The sequence below is a fragment of the Aestuariivirga sp. genome (assembly GCF_965227715.1).
In the GTDB taxonomy this organism is placed as follows: domain Bacteria; phylum Pseudomonadota; class Alphaproteobacteria; order Rhizobiales; family Aestuariivirgaceae; genus Aestuariivirga.
The window spans coordinates 2,249,849-2,265,239 of sequence record NZ_OZ245771.1 but is presented as its reverse complement, the minus strand read 5'-3'; the positions used below and the strand labels follow the sequence as shown (position 1 = coordinate 2,265,239).

Here is a 15,391-nt window from a genome sequence, read left to right as displayed (position 1 = left end):
GGACACTCATTTGGCGCGTGACGAAGACGTGGTGGCAGACAGGCAGGCTCAGGCCAGGGCGCCCAAGCGGGCACAGAATCCGCAGCCGGGCGAACGTGGAACGGCCGCTCCGGATCGTCCGGGCCTCGTTGTGGAAGGACTGCGCAAGTCCTACAAGCGGCGGCCGGTGGTCAGGGATGTGTCGGTCTCCGTCAGGCGCGGTGAAGCTGTGGGACTTCTGGGACCCAATGGCGCCGGCAAAACGACCGTGTTCTATATGATCACGGGTCTGATTGCCGCCGACAGCGGCCGGATCACCCTCGACGGCGCGGATATCACCCATTTGCCCATGTACCGGCGGGCAAGGCTGGGAATCGGATATCTGGCGCAGGAGAGCTCGATCTTCCGCGGCCTCACGGTGGAGGAAAATATTCGCGCCGTGCTGGAGCTGACCGAGGGCTCGAAGCAGAAGCGCGAAAGTAAGTTGCGTGAGTTGCTCGATGAGTTCTCCATTACCCACCTCCGGAGTTCGCCGGCTGTTGCACTATCTGGCGGAGAGCGTCGCCGCGTGGAAATCGCGCGCGCCCTCGCAGCAGACCCGGAATTCATGCTCCTCGACGAACCGTTTGCCGGAATTGACCCGATTGCGATCAGTGATATTCGCAAGCTGGTGCGACAGCTCACCTCTCGGGGAATCGGGGTGCTTGTTACGGATCACAACGTCCGGGAAACCCTCGAACTCATCGACACGGCACTCATCATCCATGAGGGCCAGGTCCTGACCCAGGGCACCCCGCAGGAAATCGTCAGCAACCCAGACGTCCGGCGCTACTATCTCGGCGCCGATTTCAGCCTCTAGAGCGGCGTGCAATCCGTTGAGATCGGACCGCAGTTTAAACCCCAGGCTTCCCGTCATTCCAGCGAAGGCTGGAATCCCGCTATCTTCGCTTCAGGTTCGGGCGCAAAGCGGGATCCCAGCCTGCGCTGGAATGCCCGCGGAGAGGGAGTAGGAATTCAATTGACCGTCCGACGCTCTAGAGCTCTGAGGAACGCGCCATGGCGCTGAACCAGAGGCTGGAACTGCGCCAGGGCCAGTCCCTTGTGATGACGCCGCAGCTGCAGCAGGCGATCAAGCTCCTGCAGATGTCGAACCTCGAGCTGCAGGCCTTCGTCGATCAGGAGCTCGAACGCAATCCGCTGCTCGAACGCGATGAGCGCGTCGATTCGCAAAGCCGCAACGCCGAACCGAACGAAAGCCAGCCCGACATGGTGAGTGCCCTTGCCTCCACCGGCGGCGCGGAAGAGCGACTGCGCACGCTCGATACCGACCTCGACAACGTCTACACCCATGAGGCCCGCGCCGATGCCGCAAACCGCGAGGCGGCCGGGCCACCACAGGATTCGGGCTGGTCATCGCTCCGGCCGCAAGGGGCCCTATCCCTCGATGGGGGAGACCTTGACTTCAATGCCACGCTGACCAGGCAGCCGACCCTGGCAGAACATCTGACCGACCAGATGAACCTGATCCTCACCGAACCGTCCGACCGGCTGATCGGCCAGCATCTGGTGGGCATGCTGAACGAGGCCGGCTATCTGACGGCTGATACCGCCAGCATGGCTGATACGCTGGGGGCCACCCAAAGCCACGTTGAGGCCGTGCTCGAAAAACTGCAGAGCTGTGACCCGCCGGGCGTGTTTGCCCGCGATCTGAAAGAATGCCTGGCCTTGCAGCTGAAGGACAGGAATCGCTTCGACCCGGCCATGGCGGTGCTGATCGCCAATCTCGATCTTGTGGCCAAGCGCGATTACGCAGCGCTGAAAAGCCACTGCCGCGTCGACCTGGAAGATCTGAAGGACATGATCTCGGAGCTGCGTGCGCTGGACCCGAAGCCCGGGCACGCCTTCGGTGCGGAGCCACTGCAGCCCGTCATTCCCGATGTCATCGTCAGACCCTCGCCCGAAGGGACCTGGACCGTTGAACTCAACACCGAGACGCTGCCGCGGGTGCTGATCAACAACCAATATCTCGCGCGCGTCTCATCGGGCGCGCGCAGCGAGGACAAGCTCTACCTGTCCGAATGCCAGTCCAACGCCACCTGGCTGGTGAAGAGCCTGGACCAGCGCGCCAAGACCATCCTCAAGGTGGCGCGCGAAATCGTGCGCCAGCAGGATGCGTTTCTTCTGCTTGGCGTCCAGCATCTCCGCCCCCTCAACCTGCGAACCGTTGCCGAAGCGATCGAGATGCATGAGTCGACCGTAAGCCGGGTGACCTCCAACAAATACATGGCAACTCCCAGAGGTATTTTTGAGCTGAAATACTTCTTCACCACGGCCATTGCCTCCTCTGACCTTGATGGCGATGCCCATTCCGCCGAGGCCGTGCGCCATCGGATCCGCGATCTGATTTCGGCCGAGGGCGAGCGTATTCTGTCCGATGATACGATCGTGGAAAAATTGAAGGCAGGGGGCGTTGAAATTGCCCGGCGGACAGTTGCCAAGTATCGGGAAGGATTGGGAATTCCCTCATCCGTTCAACGCCGCCGCGAAGCCCGTGCAAACAGTGCCCAAGAGCGTTGACGCCGCCCTGAGCCTCGACTAGGGTCCGCCCGCTTCGGGGCGAAGGTCACGATCCGCGCAAGATCAGCAACTTGGAGGTGATCTCAAATGCAAAGGTGGCTTCCACTTTTGCGGGTCATTTTCGGGCAAGCGTCAGGGACAGAGAAGCGGCGCGTTTCGGGCAAGCGAGACAGGCCAGTTGACGAGTTAGGCAAACGCGCCCATGTGTAAAGCAGGGCGAAGCAGGGATATTTGCGACGACCATGCAGATCAAAGTCACCGGTAAGAATCTCGACATTGGCGGCGCCTTGCGTGAGCACATCGAGACCCGACTGAACCTCATCCAGCAGAAATATTTTGACGGGACCATGCATGCCCACGTGACGGTGGCGAAACAGCGTGTCGGGTTCTCCACCGACTGCGCCCTGCACCTGGCAACGGGCATGGTGCTGCAGGCCGAAGGCAGTGCCGCCGAAGCTCATCCGAGCTTCGACCAGGCAGCCGCCCATCTCGAGAAGCAGCTGCGCCGCTACAAGCAGCGCCTCAAGGATCACCACCGCACCCGCCGGGAGCCGGTCCGGCACTTCGAGGCGCAAAGCTATGTCATTTCAGGCACCGCGGAAGAAAGCGAAGAGACCAATGGCGCCAACCCCGTCGTCGTCGCCGAGACGGATCTGAAACTTCCGGAACTCTCAGTTGGTGAGGCGGTTATGCAGCTGGACATTTCAACCCAGCCGTTCCTGCTGTTCCGAAACGGCGGGCACGGTGGACTCAATCTGGTCTACAGGCGTCCCGACGGCAACATCGGCTGGGTCGATCCCAAGCCGGCGGCCTGAGACTTGGAACCTTCACGGGATCTCCCCGCATGATGCTCGATTCCCTTATCGACAGGCAGTCGGTTCTCGCGAACCTCAAGTCGCCCAACAAGAAGCAGCTTCTGCACGAGCTGTCTCAGGCGATGGCAACCCGCGTGGCCATTGATCACCGAGTGATTTTCGAGACGCTTCTGAAACGCGAAAAGCTGGGCTCCACGGGAATCGGCCAGGGCATCGCAATTCCCCATGGCAAGGTGCCTTCGATTGCCCGCGTCTACGGTCTCTTTGCGCGGCTCGCGCAGCCGGTGGATTTCGATTCGGTGGACGGCCAGCCGGTGGATCTGGTCTTCGTGCTTCTGGCGCCCGAACACGCCGGGGCCGACCACCTGAAGGCGCTCGCCAAGATTTCCCGCATCCTGCGCGATCCTGGCGTGGTTGCAAAGCTTCGCGGAACGGATGACGCCGAAGGCCTTTATGCCATCCTGACGGAGCCCGCCGCCAACCCCAACGTCTCGGCAGCCTAGCGCTCCGCACAATCCCTTGACGTCACCCATGCCCGAACTTGATCCGGTCATCCTCTTTGCCGCCCCAAAGAGGATGACCGGTCAAGCCGGGCTGAGGGGAGGCGGCCGGGCCTGGAACAGATTCACGATGTCAATCAGCAGAAAGCACGCTGAAGGACATCTAGCCTATACTAGGAAAAAAGTCAAGAAGAAAGTTCCCGCCGCCCGCTCGTAAGTGAGCAAGGCGGCGGAAAGTATCAATCCTCAGTGAACGCTCATCGCCATCAATTCGTGCTCGAAGGCGCTGCCCAATGCGGCTTCCTTCGACCCTGAAATCGAAACGGGTGTACCGTCCGCATTATACAGGCAGAAAAGCTTCGAATCGGGTGAAACGCTGGTCTGGCTGCCGAGCAGCTTTTGCGCCTCCTGCACCTCGATCTCCCGGATGTATCCGAGGTCGCCCTCGCCCAGCAGGGCAAGATCCTGCGGGGAAAGTTCGACGGTCTTTCCAAAGTTCTCGTTGGTCTTCATGATTCACCCTCCAATCTGGATTCGGCGGACAACCCGCCGGGGTTCTGGCCGTTCGAGGTGAAGCTCCAGCAGGCCGTTGTCCAGCCGGGCTCCGGTCACTTCCATGCCGTCCGCCAGCACGAAGCTCCGCGTGAACTGGCGCGCTGCGATGCCGCGGTGCAGGTAAGCCTTCCCGTCCTCTTCCTTCTGCCGGCCGCGGATCACCAGCTGGTTCTCCTCAACCGTCACATCAAGGTCGTCGCGGCTGAACCCCGCAACGGCGAGCGTGATGCGCAGCCGCTCGGCCTCGCCCTCTACCCGGGCAAGCCGTTCGATATTGTAGGGTGGATAGCCGTCTCCCGAGGTCTTGGATGCCCGGTCGAGCATCCGTTCCAGCTCCTCGAACCCGAGCAGGAGAGGCGAAGAAAAAACTGACAGACGTGACATTCCTTTTGCCCTTGTGAAGCAGCAACCGGAGCTGGAACCCGAAAGCGGCATTCCAGCTACAACCATCATATGAGAAAGCTGTTCCCCGGAATCAAGATGGGTGGGTTTGGGCCCCTGCGGGGGGCGCAATGATTTCATCATCCGGTCAAATTTTGGCTTCGCAGCCTGTGGCCGGTTGTGGTTTAATTGCCGGAACAACAGGGAGAAACAACATGCTCAGACGTTCACTTCTCGGTGCCGTGGCAGCTCTCGCCATGTCGGCGGCGGCAGCCTTCGCGGCAGATGACAAGCCGGCCATCGTGTTCGACATCGGCGGCAAGTTCGACAAGTCCTTCAACGAGAGCATGTTCAACGGCTCCGAGAAGTTCAAGGCCGAAACCGGCATCGCCTACGGCGAGTTCGAGATCGCCCAGGAAGCCCAGCGCGAGCAGGCGATCCGCAATTTCGCCGACCAGGGCTATTCGCCGATCATCGCTGCGGGCTTCGCCCAGGCGGCCGCCGTGGAGAAGGTGGCCAAGGAATATCCGGACCTCAAATTCGCAATCGTCGATATGGTGGTGGACCTGCCCAACGTCCAGTCCATCGTGTTCAAGGAACAGGAAGGCTCCTACCTCGTGGGCGTGCTGGCCGGCATGGCGTCAAAGTCCGGCAAGGTGGGCTTCGTGGGCGGCATGGACATTCCGCTGATCCGCAAATTCGGCTGCGGCTATGCGCAAGGCGTTAAGGCCGCAAAGCCTGATGCGGCCGTCATCCAAAACATGACGGGTGACACAGGTGCAGCCTGGAACGACCCCGTGAAGGGCGGCGAAATCACCAAGGGCCAAATGGCCCAGGGTGCGGATGTGATCTATGCCGCCGCCGGCGCCACCGGCCTCGGCGTTCTCCAGGCAGCAGCCGATGGCGGCGCGCTGTCGATCGGCGTTGATGCCAACCAGAACTACCTCCACCCCGGCAAGGTGCTCACCTCCATGCTGAAGCGTGTGGATGTGGCCGTCTACAATGTCATGAAGTCCGGCAAGGATGGCACCTTCAAGCCCGGCATACAGGCCTTGGGCCTCGCCGAGGATGGCGTGGGCTATGCGGTGGACGACAACAACAAGCCGCTGCTCACCCCTGAAATGCTGGCCGCCGTCGAGAAGGCCAAGGCGGACATCATCGCCGGCACCATCAAGGTGCATGACTACACCGAAGACAACACCTGCCCGGTGCAATAAGCCGGATCGTCAGTGAGCCGCTTCCCCGGGAGGGCGAAGCGGCTCGCTGCGTCAGGCTTTGGACAGGGGCTGCGGCATGACTCCCGCCATCGAACTGATCGGCATCGACAAGCGCTTCGGCGCTGTCCACGCCAACAAGGACGTGACGATCGCGATCGCGCCCGGCTCGATCCATGGCATCATCGGCGAGAATGGGGCGGGGAAATCGACCCTGATGTCGATTCTCTTCGGCTTTTACCAGGCTGACGCGGGCGAGATCCGCATCAAGGGCCAGCCGGTCAGGATCAGGTCGTCCTCGGATGCGATCGCGCTCGGCATCGGCATGGTTCATCAGCATTTCATGCTGGTGGAGCCCTTCACGGTTCTCGAGAATGTGGTGCTGGGCACGGAAGGCGGCGCGCTGATCGGGCCCGCACTCGCCAAGGCCCGGGCCGAGCTCACCAGGCTCGCCCATGATTATGAGCTCGACGTCGACCCCGATGCCATCGTGGGAGAACTCCCCGTTGGCCTGCAGCAGCGCGTGGAAATCCTCAAAGCCTTGTTCCGCGGTGCTGAAACCCTGATCCTGGATGAGCCCACCGGCGTTTTGACGCCGGATGAGGCGGACCACCTGTTCCGCATCCTCGGCACGCTCAGGGATCAGGGCAAGACCGTCATCCTCATCACCCACAAGCTGCGCGAGATCATCGCCATCACCGATCAAGTCTCCGTCATGCGGCGCGGTGAAGTGGTGGCAACCCGCGAGACGATGAAGACAGATGTGATGGAACTGGCCGAGCTGATGGTGGGCCGCCATGTGCTGCTCAATGTCGCCAAGGGGCCGTCGCAGCCGGGTGAGACGGTACTGGAAGTAAAGAACCTCACCTGGAAGGACCGTAAGGGTATAGCGCGGGTGGACAATGTGTCCTTCTCGGTGCGCAAGGGCGAGATCGTGGGCATCGCAGGCGTCTCCGGGAATGGGCAGTCTGAACTGCTGGATGTGATCGCAGGAGTGGCGAAGCCCACTTCGGGCCAGGTGATTTTCGAGGGAAAGGATATTGGCCGCCTGGGTGACCCGGCCCGCGTGCGCGCCGAGGGCATTGCCCATGTGCCGGAAGACCGGCAGCACTGCGGCTTGATCGGCTCCTTCGAGGCGGCTGAGAGCGCCATTCTGGGATGGCATCATGATGAGGCGCTGGGCCGCGGTTTCCGGCTGGACCGCGACAAGGTGATTGCGCGGGCCCGCGGCGAGATGGAAGAGTTTGACGTGCGCCCGTCGGATCCTCTGCTGCGTTCGGCCAAATTTTCAGGCGGCAACCAGCAGAAGCTGATCATCGCACGCGAGATTTTTTCCAACCCGGACCTTTTGATCGTCGGGCAGCCGACGCGCGGCGTTGACATCGGCGCCATTGAATATATTCACAAGCGTATCATTCAGCTCCGCGATGAGGGCAAGGCCGTGCTGCTCGTCTCCGTCGAGCTCGATGAAATACGCTCGCTGTCTGACCGCATATTGGTGATGTTTGCGGGCCGCGTGATGGGCGAGCGCGGACCTGATGCGGATGAGCGCGCGCTGGGCCTCCTCATGGCCGGCGTCGAACAGGATGCCGCCTGATGATGAAAACCCGCGGAGACTTGCCGCAATGGGTGGATGTGGGGCTGATCCCGCTGATCAACCTGGCCGTGGCGCTGATCGTGTCTGGCCTCGTCGTCGTCATCATCGGGGAGAACCCCTTCGAGGCGATGTGGATCATGCTGAAGGGGGGCGTGGGCTCGCTCAAAGGCTGGGGCTATCTCCTCTACTATGCCACCAACTTCGTGTTCACGGGCCTGGCCGTCGCCGTGGCCTTCCATGCCGGGCTGTTCAACATCGGTGGCGAAGGCCAGGCCTATATGGCTGGCGTCGGTGCGGCCGCCGTGGGGCTGGGCCTTGATTTTCTGCCCTGGCCGATCCTCATTCCGCTGGCGATCCTCGCCTCCATGGCCATGGGCGCTTTCTGGGCCTGGATACCGGGCATTCTGCAGGCGAAGCGCGGCAGCCACATCGTGATCACCACGATCATGTTCAACTTCATCGCCGCAAGCCTTGTGGGCTATCTCATCAATTACTGGTTCCGCCCCGTCGGCAAGATGGCGGTTGAAAGCCGGGAGATCACCGGGGCCTATATCTTAAGCGCGCGCGAAGTGGCGCGGGATTATTTCGGCGTCAGGATCGCTTCCTCGCCGCTCAACTTCTCGGTCTTCCTGGCACTCATCGCGGCCTGGGCGGTGTGGTACCTCTTGTGGCGCACCAAGCTCGGCTATGAGATCCGCGCACTGGGCGCAAACCCCGCGGCCGCCGTCTATGCCGGAATTGGGCCGGACCGCATCATCGTGATTGCCATGGTGATCTCGGGCGCACTTGCCGGCATGATGGCGGTGAACGAGATCCTTGGCGTGCAGCACCGCCTGCTGCTGGGCTTTGTGGGCGGTGCGGGCTTTGTGGGAATTGCGGTGGCACTCATGGGCCGCTCGCACCCCGTCGGCATTCTGCTCGCCGCCATGCTGTTCGGCCTGCTCTATCAGGGCGGCTCCGAGCTCTCCTTCGCGAAGCCCGACATCAACCGGGACATGGTGGTGGTGATCCAGGGTCTCGTCATCCTGTTCATGGGCGCGCTCGAATATGCCTTCCGGCCCATCGTGGCATCGCTCTTCTTCCGGCTGGAGGATGAGCACTAGATGAACCTCTATGTCGAACTTCTCGCCTCGACCATCCGCATGAGCGTGCCGCTCATCCTCGCCTGCATTGCGGGGTTGTGGTCTGAGCGCGCCGGCATCGTGGACATCGGGCTTGAGGGCAAGATGCTGATTGCGGCCTTTATTGCCGCTTCCGCTGCAGCCGTCTTTGGCTCTGCCTGGATCGGACTCTTCTGCGCCATTCTCGCCTCTGTCGCCTTTGCGCTGGTGCATGGCTATGCCTCGATCAACCAGCGCGGCAACCAGGTGGTCTCGGGCGTTGCCATCAACATGCTGGCGGCGGGGCTTGCCGTGGTGCTGGGCAATGAATGGTTCCGGGAGGGTGGCCGCACCCCGGCATTGCCACCCGAAGGCCGCTTCCTGCCCTTCGAGTTTCCCGCACTTTATGACGTTCCGGTGGTGGGTGCGTTGGCGAAGGTTTTCCTCAACCACTCGATCCTCGCCTATGTGGCCTTCGCCATTGTGCCGCTCAGTGCCTGGGCACTTGCGCGCACGCGCTTCGGCCTCAGGCTGCGCGCTGTGGGCGAGAACCCGCAGGCGGTGGATACGGCGGGGATCTCGGTTGCCTGGCTGCGCTACCGGGCCGTGCTGATCGCCGGCCTCTTGTGTGGCATTGCGGGCGCTTATATCTCAACCTCGCTCTCCTCGAGCTTCGTGCGGGACATGACGGCGGGTTCGGGCTTCATGGCGCTGGCTGCATTGATCTTCGCCAATTGGCGCGCCTACCCTGCATTGGGCGCCTGCCTGCTGTTCGGCTTCCTGCAGGCCATTGGCAATTTCGCACAAGGGGTTTCAATCGGCGGCTTTCAAATCCCCGTGCAGTTCATCAACATGCTGCCCTACGTGTTGACCGTCGTTCTGCTCGCGGGATTCATCGGAAAGTCGATTCCGCCCAAGGCATCTGGCATTCCCTACACGAAGGATCGCTGACATGAAGGACCTGATCGAAGCAGCGCGCCTGGCGCGGCTCAAGGCCCATGCACCCTATTCCAGCTTTCTGGTGGGCGCTGCCATGCGTGACGAATATGGCCGTGTCCACGGCGGCTGCAACATCGAGAACGCCGCCTACCCGCAGGGCTGGTGCGCGGAGCCTTCCGCTATTGCGGCGCTGATCATGGCGGGCGGCCGCAGGATCACCGAAATCGCCGTCATGGGCAATGGCGAAGCGCTGTGCACGCCCTGCGGCGGCTGCCGCCAGAAGATCCGCGAATTCGCAGGGCCGGAGGTGAAGATCCACTGCTGCACCGAGCAGGGCGACGTGATCCAGACGTTCACGCTGGAGGAGCTGCTGCCCTTCTCTTTCGGCCCGGAAAATCTTCTATGAATGCTCTGACCGAAAAGCTTGGTGCCCGCGCGCCAAAGACCGCCATCATCCTCGGCTCCAGCCTGGGTGCGCTGGCAGAAGCGGTGGAGGACCCGCTTATCATTCCGTATGCGGAGCTTCCCGGCTTTCCGCTGCCAAAGATCTCTGGCCATGCGGGAAAGCTGTTCGTTGGACTGCTGGGCGGCGCCCAAGTCGCGGTTCTCGCGGGCCGCGCCCACCCCTATGAATCCGGCAATGCCGCGGTGATGCGCCCGGCCATCGAAATGCTCAAAGGCGCTGGCATTGAAACGCTGATCCTCACCAACGCCGCCGGAAGCCTGAAGCCGGAGATGCGGCCGGGCGCCATCATGCTGATTGCGGACCACATCAATTTTTCCGGCATGAACCCGCTCATAGGCCAGCATGGCGATGACAACTTCGTACCGATGACCGGCGCCTATGACCCCGCCCTGCGCCAGCGTTTTCATGCGGCCGCGGCGGCGGAAGGCATTCCCCTCCATGAAGGCGTCTATTGCTGGTATTCGGGGCCGTCCTTCGAGACGCCTGCGGAAATTCGCATGTTTCAGATCATCGGCGGCTCTGCGGTCGGTATGTCCACGGCACCAGAAACAATTCTCGCGCGGCGCTTCGGCCTGAAAGTGGCGGGCCTCTCCGTCATCACCAATCTGGCAGCGGGAATTGAAGGTGCATCCCCCAGCCATGAGGAGACGAAGCGTGAAGGCGCGCGCGCGGCGGCGAACATGAAGGCGCTGATCACACGCTTCCTGAAGGACGGCTGAGATGCTTCCGCAGGAGGTGATCCGAAGGAAGCGCGACGGGGCGGAATTGAGCCGCGAAGAAGTGCGGACCTTCATCGCGGGCCTCACCGGCGGCAGCGTGTCCGAGGGCCAGGTGGCGGCCTTTGCCATGGCGGTGTTCTTCCGCGGCATGAGCCGGGAGGAGGCCGTGGGGCTGACGCTGGCCATGCGCGATTCCGGCACCATTCTGGCGTGGGATTTGCCAGGCCCCGTGGTTGATAAACATTCTTCGGGCGGCATCGGCGACAATCTCTCGCTGTTCCTTGCTCCCATGCTCGCCGCCTGCGGCTGCTATGTTCCGATGATCTCCGGCCGCGGCCTCGGCCATACGGGCGGCACGCTGGACAAGCTCGATTCCATCCCGGGCTATGTGACCCAGCCGGATTTGGCCCTGTTCGCCAAGGTGACGCGCGAGGCGGGCTGCGCCATCATCGGGCAGACGGCGGATCTGGCCCCGGCGGACAAGCGGCTCTATGGCATTCGGGACGTCACGGCGACGGTGGAATCGATCCCGCTCATCACGGCGTCCATCCTCTCGAAGAAACTCGCGGCCGGGCTCGAGCATCTGGTTCTCGATGTGAAGGTGGGCTCCGGCGCCTTCATGGCGGCATTTGAAGAGGCGGAAGAATTGGCCGAAAGCCTCGTTGCCGTTGCCAATGGGGCTGGACTGCGGACGACAGCCCTCATCACCGATATGGATGAACCGCTTGCACCTTGTGCGGGAAACGCACTGGAGGTGGCCCATGCCTGTGAGATGCTGCTCAACTGGCGCGCGGACGCCCGGGTGCTGGAGATCACCCTGGCGCTGGGTGCGGAGCTGCTGGTGAGTGCGGGCCTTGAGGCAGATCGCCCGCAGGCCCACTCACGGCTTCAGGAAACACTCCGCTCCGGGCGCGCTGCAGAACATTTCGAGCGCATGGTGCAGGGCCTTGGCGGCCCGCGAAACTTCCTTGCTGATCACGCGAGTTATCTTCCCGCCGCACCCATCATCCGCCCCGTGCATGCGGGGGAGGCGGGAACAATCAGCGCCATCCGCACGCGGGACTTAGGTTTAGCCGTCATCGAACTGGGTGGTGGCCGCCGCGTGGCCACGGACAGGATTGATCACCGTGTGGGTCTCTCGGCACTTCTCGGAAAGGGTGCGAGCGTCAGTCCTGCAACCCCGCTTTGTCTTGTCCACGCGGCGGATGAAGCGTCATTCGCAAGGGCTGCGGGGCTTGTCAAAAGCGCCTATGCTGTGGGTGATCACGCTGGGAGTTCAGCCAATATCCTTGCGCGCATCACAGCCTGAGGGAGCCTGACCATGGCGCGCGCCTTTCTCCTGATCCTCGACTCCTTCGGCATCGGTGGCGCGCCTGATGCGGCGGGCTTCGGGGATGAAGGCGCGAACACGCTTGGCCATATCTGCGATCACATGCGGCTTCGCGTGCCGCACATGGCTTCGCTGGGCCTGGGATTGGCCGCTCAGCTCTCGACCGGGCGCAACCCGCTGTCCGAACAGCCTCTCATCGGGCAATATGGCGTGGCGCGCGAGGTTTCCCGCGGCAAGGACACGATCACCGGTCACTGGGAATTGGCGGGCGTTCCGCTGGCCTTTGACTGGGGCTATTTCCCGCATGTGGTGCCAGCCTTCCCGCAGGATTTGATCGACGCCATCGTCTCGCGCTGCAAGCTGCCGGGCCTCCTCGCCATGTGCCATGCTTCGGGCACCGAGGTGATTGAGGATTTCGGCGAGGAACATATCCGGTCGGGCAAGCCCATCGCCTATACGAGTGCGGACAGCGTGCTGCAGTTCGCGGCGCATGAAGCACATTTCGGGCTGGAGCGGCTCTATGAGCTGTGCCGCGTGGCCCGCGAGTTGACCTATCCAATGAACATCGGCCGCGTGATTGCCAGGCCCTTCGTGGGCGAGCGGCGGGGCGAATTCACACGCACCGGGCACCGCAAGGATTTCGCCGTGACCCCGCCATCGCCCACGCTGTTGCGTGTTCTGAGCAGCGCGGGCCGTGAAGTGGTCTCCATCGGCAAGATCGGGGACATCTATGCCCATGCCGGCACCGGCCGCGAGATCAAGGTGGCGGGAAACCGCGCCTTCTTCGACACGACGCTCGCGCAGATGGATGGCCTTGCGGAGGGCGGGCTGCTGATGACGAATTTCGTCGACTTTGATTCAGAGTTCGGCCACCGCCGCGATCCGCACGGCTATGGCAAGGCGCTTGAAGCGTTTGACGTAGACTTGCCGCGCCTCTTTGCGAAGCTGAAGCGAGGCGATCTGCTGCTGCTTACGGCCGATCACGGCAATGATCCCACGTGGGTTGGCACGGACCACACGCGCGAGCAAGTTCCGGTGATGAGCTATATGCGCGGCATCACACCCGGCAGCTTTGGCCTGAGGCACAGCTTCGCGGATATCGGCCAGACCATTGCCCGGCATTTGAGCGTGGGCCCGCTTGCCGCTGGCACCGCCTGGGACATTCTCAATCCGGCCGCTTCAGAACCGCCTGCAGCACATTCCTGACGCCAATGGCGCCGAGGAACTTGTCGCTCTCATCGAAGATCGCGACCGGTGCCACATCGGTGTTGTGAATGGCCAGCATGACGACCTTCAGCGAGGTGCCCGGCCGCGCCCAGTAGACCGGGCGCGTTCCGGGCTCGACAGGGGCCTCGACGTGATCGCAGGAGACCCACGTCGCAGGCTGGCCCTCCCGTTCGGCAGCGACCACCTTGCCATCTGCACCCAGCTTGAATCGCGTGGTGCGGCGCTTGTCCAGCCACACCCAGCCATCGGCATTGCTTTCAAGCTCATGCAGCGCGCGCATCACGTTCCACGCCGTCAGGACCGAGAGCGGGTTCACATTGGCGATGAAGTCCCGCACATAATCATTGGCGGGCTTCAGGACGATGTCTTCGGGTGTTCCCGACTGGACGATGCGCCCGCCTTCCATGATGGTGATGCGGTTGCCGATCTTGAGGGCCTCTTCGAGATCATGGCTGACGAAGAGAATGGTCTTCTTGATCTGCTTCTGCAGCTGAAGAAGCTCATCCTGCAGCTTGGTGCGGATCAGCGGGTCCAATGCCGAGAAGGGCTCATCCATCAGCAGGATCGGGGCTTCGGTGGCAAAGGCGCGGGCGAGCCCCACGCGCTGCTGCATGCCGCCTGACAGCTCATGAACATATTTATTGGCCCATTGCTCAAGGCCCACGAGCTTCAGCTGCTTGTCCACCTTGGCATTGCGCTCCGCCTCCGGCACGCCGGCGAGTTCCAGGCCGAAGCCCGCATTCTCGCGCACCGTGCGCCAGGGCAGCAGTGCAAATTGCTGGAACACCATGGCGACCTGCTTCTGCCGGATGTGGCGAAGCGTTGCCTCGTCGCAGGAGGCGACATCCACCATGCGGGCGCCGTCTTTCACCAGCACTTCGCCACCCGTGACCTTGTTGAGGCCGTTGACGGCGCGCAACAGCGTGGATTTGCCGGAGCCTGAAAGCCCCATCAGCACGCTGATCTCGCCCTCATTCACCACGAGGTTCGCCCCTGTGGCGCCGAGCACCGCGCCTGTGCTTTTCAATATGTCCGAACGGTCCACACCCGCGCGGGCCATCTTGAGCGCTTCGGCCGTGTTCTGGCCGAAGATGATATCGACGTTCTTGAACTCGACGGCCGTGCTCATTTCTTTGCCCCCGAGCGGACCGCCAGCATGCGGTCCAGGATGATGGCCAGCACCACGATAGCGAGGCCCGCCTCGATGCCGAGCGGAATGTTGCGGTTGGCGAGCGCCTTATAGACCGGGTTGCCGAGGCTCGGCGCACCAATCAGCGTGGCGAAGACCACCATGGACAGCGACAGCATGATGCATTGCGTGAGCCCCGCCATGATGGACGGCATGGCTGCGGGAAGCTCCACCTTCCACAGAAGCTGGCGCTTGGTGGCGCCGAAGGCTTCGCCCGCCTCGATCATCGGCTTTGGAATCGAGGTGATGCCGAGATAGGTCATGCGGACTGGCGCCGGCATGGCAAAGATGATGGTGACGATGAGGGCAGGGGCTGCACCGAGCCCAAAGAGAATGAGAATGGGGATCAGATAGACGAAGGTCGGCATCGTCTGCATCAGGTCCAGTGTCGGCTGCGTCACCTGCCAGACCTTGGTCTTGTGCGCGGCCCAGATGCCGAGCGGCACGCCCATCGCCATGGAAAGTGCGGTGGCGCCAACCACCAGCACCAGCGTCTGGACGGTTTCCTTCCACAGCCCCTGGTTCATGATGAAGAGGAGGCCCAGCAGCACGCCGAGCGCCAGTTTCCATGAGCGCTGAAGCCAATAGGCGAAGCCTGCGATCAGCACGGCGAGCAGCACCGGCGGCAGCGCCAGAAGCCCCGCCGTCGAAATATCGACAATGAAGTTCAGCGAGATTTTGAGACCGTCGAACAGCCACTGAAAATAAGTGACAATGAAGTCGATGAAGCTCTTGCCCCATGGGCCGACCGGTATCTTCCAAGACCTGACGAAATTTGAAATCGGGTCCATCTGCTCTCCCCC

At 62.4% G+C, this 15,391-nt stretch carries 16 protein-coding genes; 12 read left to right on the top strand and 4 right to left on the bottom strand.

What is annotated here, in order from left to right:
- The first annotated feature begins 10 nt into the window (after positions 1–10).
- The 4 genes from lptB (at position 11) to ptsN (ending at position 3,874) form a co-directional block, all read left to right on the top strand.
- Entirely contained in the window at positions 11–838 is an 828-nt protein-coding gene (gene lptB / locus ACO06F_RS10595; protein ID WP_421692727.1) for an LPS export ABC transporter ATP-binding protein, read from the top strand.
- Positions 839–1,035: 197 nt separating this feature from the next.
- Entirely contained in the window at positions 1,036–2,556 is a 1,521-nt protein-coding gene (gene rpoN / locus ACO06F_RS10590; RefSeq protein ID WP_421692726.1) for an RNA polymerase factor sigma-54, read from the top strand.
- A gap of 242 nt (positions 2,557–2,798) precedes the next feature.
- Positions 2,799–3,371 (top strand): ribosome hibernation-promoting factor, HPF/YfiA family, encoded by a 573-nt coding sequence (hpf, locus tag ACO06F_RS10585; RefSeq protein ID WP_421692725.1) that lies wholly within the window; start codon positions 2,799–2,801, stop codon positions 3,369–3,371.
- Positions 3,372–3,400: 29 nt separating this feature from the next.
- The gene (gene ptsN, locus ACO06F_RS10580) at positions 3,401–3,874 is read left to right on the top strand and encodes a PTS IIA-like nitrogen regulatory protein PtsN (protein ID WP_421692724.1); all 474 of its coding nucleotides are present in this window, start codon (positions 3,401–3,403) and stop codon (positions 3,872–3,874) included.
- 243 nt (positions 3,875–4,117) lie between these two features.
- Here the strand turns inward: ptsN and ACO06F_RS10575 are convergent, their stop codons facing one another.
- Positions 4,118–4,384 carry a DUF1150 family protein gene (locus ACO06F_RS10575; protein ID WP_421692723.1) on the bottom strand — a complete coding sequence of 89 codons (267 nt, stop codon included), beginning with the start codon at positions 4,382–4,384 and terminating at the stop codon, positions 4,118–4,120.
- A gap of 3 nt (positions 4,385–4,387) precedes the next feature.
- On the bottom strand, positions 4,388–4,810 hold the full coding sequence (locus tag ACO06F_RS10570; protein WP_421692722.1) for an Hsp20 family protein: 423 nt from the start codon (positions 4,808–4,810) through the stop codon (positions 4,388–4,390).
- Between the two features lie 212 nt (positions 4,811–5,022).
- Between ACO06F_RS10570 and ACO06F_RS10565 the strand changes: the two genes are divergently transcribed.
- The 8 genes from ACO06F_RS10565 (at position 5,023) to ACO06F_RS10530 (ending at position 13,378) form a co-directional block, all read left to right on the top strand.
- Positions 5,023–6,024, top strand: coding sequence for a BMP family lipoprotein (locus tag ACO06F_RS10565; protein WP_421692721.1), 1,002 nt, complete (start codon positions 5,023–5,025; stop codon positions 6,022–6,024).
- A 76-nt stretch (positions 6,025–6,100) separates the two neighbouring features.
- Positions 6,101–7,618: an ABC transporter ATP-binding protein gene (locus tag ACO06F_RS10560; RefSeq protein WP_421692720.1), complete on the top strand. Its 1,518-nt coding sequence runs from the start codon at positions 6,101–6,103 to the stop codon at positions 7,616–7,618.
- The gene (locus ACO06F_RS10555; protein WP_421692719.1) at positions 7,618–8,721 is read left to right on the top strand and encodes an ABC transporter permease; all 1,104 of its coding nucleotides are present in this window, start codon (positions 7,618–7,620) and stop codon (positions 8,719–8,721) included. Before ACO06F_RS10560 ends, ACO06F_RS10555 begins: the two co-directional genes overlap by 1 nt.
- Positions 8,722–9,669: an ABC transporter permease gene (locus tag ACO06F_RS10550; RefSeq protein WP_421692718.1), complete on the top strand. Its 948-nt coding sequence runs from the start codon at positions 8,722–8,724 to the stop codon at positions 9,667–9,669. It abuts the gene before it with no gap.
- Position 9,670: 1 nt separating this feature from the next.
- On the top strand, positions 9,671–10,063 hold the full coding sequence (gene cdd, locus ACO06F_RS10545) for a cytidine deaminase (protein ID WP_421692717.1): 393 nt from the start codon (positions 9,671–9,673) through the stop codon (positions 10,061–10,063).
- Positions 10,060–10,842: a purine-nucleoside phosphorylase gene (locus ACO06F_RS10540; protein WP_421692716.1), complete on the top strand. Its 783-nt coding sequence runs from the start codon at positions 10,060–10,062 to the stop codon at positions 10,840–10,842. Before cdd ends, ACO06F_RS10540 begins: the two co-directional genes overlap by 4 nt.
- Position 10,843: 1 nt before the next feature.
- A complete protein-coding gene (gene deoA / locus ACO06F_RS10535; RefSeq protein WP_421692715.1) occupies positions 10,844–12,151 on the top strand; it encodes a thymidine phosphorylase in 1,308 nt (435 codons plus the stop codon).
- A gap of 12 nt (positions 12,152–12,163) precedes the next feature.
- Positions 12,164–13,378: a phosphopentomutase gene (locus ACO06F_RS10530; protein ID WP_421692714.1), complete on the top strand. Its 1,215-nt coding sequence runs from the start codon at positions 12,164–12,166 to the stop codon at positions 13,376–13,378.
- Here ACO06F_RS10530 and choV read toward each other — a convergent pair.
- Both choV and choW read right to left on the bottom strand, forming a co-directional pair.
- Positions 13,338–14,528 carry a choline ABC transporter ATP-binding protein gene (gene choV / locus ACO06F_RS10525; RefSeq protein WP_421692713.1) on the bottom strand — a complete coding sequence of 397 codons (1,191 nt, stop codon included), beginning with the start codon at positions 14,526–14,528 and terminating at the stop codon, positions 13,338–13,340. The genes ACO06F_RS10530 and choV overlap by 41 nt on opposite strands.
- Entirely contained in the window at positions 14,525–15,379 is an 855-nt protein-coding gene (gene choW, locus ACO06F_RS10520; RefSeq protein ID WP_421692712.1) for a choline ABC transporter permease subunit, read from the bottom strand. Before choW ends, choV begins: the two co-directional genes overlap by 4 nt.
- Positions 15,380–15,391: the final 12 nt, after the last annotated feature.

Bases quoted from the DNA above. Each gene is read 5' to 3' on its own strand.
- ACO06F_RS10560 (WP_421692720.1), top strand. From the start codon at position 6,101: ATGACTCCCGCCATCGAACTGATCGGCATCGACAAGCGCTTCGGCGCT.
- ACO06F_RS10550 (WP_421692718.1), top strand. From the start codon at position 8,722: ATGAACCTCTATGTCGAACTTCTCGCCTCGACCATCCGCATGAGCGTG.
- ACO06F_RS10530 (WP_421692714.1), top strand. From the start codon at position 12,164: ATGGCGCGCGCCTTTCTCCTGATCCTCGACTCCTTCGGCATCGGTGGC.
- choV (WP_421692713.1), bottom strand. From the start codon at position 14,528: ATGAGCACGGCCGTCGAGTTCAAGAACGTCGATATCATCTTCGGCCAG.
- choW (WP_421692712.1), bottom strand. From the start codon at position 15,379: ATGGACCCGATTTCAAATTTCGTCAGGTCTTGGAAGATACCGGTCGGC.
- hpf (WP_421692725.1), top strand. From the start codon at position 2,799: ATGCAGATCAAAGTCACCGGTAAGAATCTCGACATTGGCGGCGCCTTG.
- rpoN (WP_421692726.1), top strand. From the start codon at position 1,036: ATGGCGCTGAACCAGAGGCTGGAACTGCGCCAGGGCCAGTCCCTTGTG.
- ACO06F_RS10540 (WP_421692716.1), top strand. From the start codon at position 10,060: ATGAATGCTCTGACCGAAAAGCTTGGTGCCCGCGCGCCAAAGACCGCC.
- cdd (WP_421692717.1), top strand. From the start codon at position 9,671: ATGAAGGACCTGATCGAAGCAGCGCGCCTGGCGCGGCTCAAGGCCCAT.
- ACO06F_RS10565 (WP_421692721.1), top strand. From the start codon at position 5,023: ATGCTCAGACGTTCACTTCTCGGTGCCGTGGCAGCTCTCGCCATGTCG.
- ACO06F_RS10570 (WP_421692722.1), bottom strand. From the start codon at position 4,810: ATGTCACGTCTGTCAGTTTTTTCTTCGCCTCTCCTGCTCGGGTTCGAG.
- ACO06F_RS10555 (WP_421692719.1), top strand. From the start codon at position 7,618: ATGATGAAAACCCGCGGAGACTTGCCGCAATGGGTGGATGTGGGGCTG.
- ACO06F_RS10575 (WP_421692723.1), bottom strand. From the start codon at position 4,384: ATGAAGACCAACGAGAACTTTGGAAAGACCGTCGAACTTTCCCCGCAG.
- ptsN (WP_421692724.1), top strand. From the start codon at position 3,401: ATGATGCTCGATTCCCTTATCGACAGGCAGTCGGTTCTCGCGAACCTC.
- deoA (WP_421692715.1), top strand. From the start codon at position 10,844: ATGCTTCCGCAGGAGGTGATCCGAAGGAAGCGCGACGGGGCGGAATTG.